Genomic DNA, 1,068 nt, shown 5'->3' on the forward strand with positions numbered 1-1,068 from the left:
CCTGGTTCTGGTGACCGAGTGGGATACGTTCCGCGCGCTCGACCTTGCCCGCCTGAAGGCGACGCTCGCCGCCCCGGTGGTGGTCGACCTTCGCAATGTCTACCGCCCCGAGGAAATGCGCCGCCACGGCTTCACCTATGTGAGCGTCGGACGGTCCTGAATGGATGAGAATGTCACGTCAACTTGATCGTGACTGCAAACAGCAATTGACTCTGCCTCGTGACTTCGGGCGTGTACACTTGGAGTAGCTTCCCGTTCCACTATGATCTATCGGTGGTACATGAGCATTTCCGCTGCCGAAGTCCGCACGCATGGTCTTGCAAGCTGGCGCGGTTATTGAGCTAATCGGATCGACTTTGCTTCTCTGGACTCGTGCACAAGATACGTCTTCAACATGCTGTGGGTCCGCCCAGTTCTCGTGCCAGTCGAGGTCCTGTTCAGTCTCGGTGTCAAGGCGGGCTCCGATGTCACGGATGCGCGCCACTCGGGTCCATTGCGGCTCGGGCTCGCCAGCACGATCGTCCAAGTCGTCGATCAGACTGTTAAGGGCCGCATCCGTGGCCTCCACCTCCGGCGAGGACGGTAGGCCGGCAAGGGCCATCATGTGCGGCTGATAGTTGGGATCGCCTGGTGACCTCGGGACTGAACCAGGCCGGCGTCTGCAACTTACGCGCCATCTTGTCGTGCTAGAACGCAATGCCGATTAGATCGAGCGGTGTCGGGGTGATGAGCCACTGGATGGTCGCAGTGTGCAAGCCGATGATCAGCTGCGGCTCTGATACTGGGTCCGTTCGGCCGTCAGGTCGAGCGGAGCCTCGTCCTGTAAGCGGGAAGTCTCAACGGGTTCCTCACGTGGGCCGCCGGCAGGATGAGATGACCGGCCTCGCCTTCAAACTGCACTTGGGTGCTCCGGCCCAGCAGGTGGAACTGAGTTGGACATGACACTCTAATGATCTTCACTAAAGACCTGCAACGGAGAGACCTGCGTGCCGAAAGAAGCTGGTAATGAGCTCAGGCCGTTGCTGCAGGCGGCCGAACTCGCGGCGGGCCAGGCGGTGCAAGTCGGCG

General features: G+C 60.7%; 2 protein-coding genes. Both read left to right on the forward strand.

The window, feature by feature from the left end:
* Positions 1 to 160, forward strand: a 160-nt coding sequence (locus ACS5Q1_RS48030; RefSeq protein ID WP_473104805.1) for a UDP binding domain-containing protein, incomplete at its 5' end; no start/stop codon positions are given.
* Between the two features lie 234 nt (positions 161 to 394).
* On the forward strand, positions 395 to 586 hold the full coding sequence (locus ACS5Q1_RS48035) for a hypothetical protein (protein WP_473104804.1): 192 nt from the start codon (positions 395 to 397) through the stop codon (positions 584 to 586).
* Positions 587 to 1,068: the final 482 nt, after the last annotated feature.

This window comes from Microvirga sp. GN3, assembly GCF_055792825.1.

Coding starts and splice junctions, on each gene's coding strand:
- ACS5Q1_RS48035 (WP_473104804.1), top strand. CDS start 395: ATGCTGTGGGTCCGCCCAGTTCTCGTGCCAGTCGAGGTCCTGTTCAGT.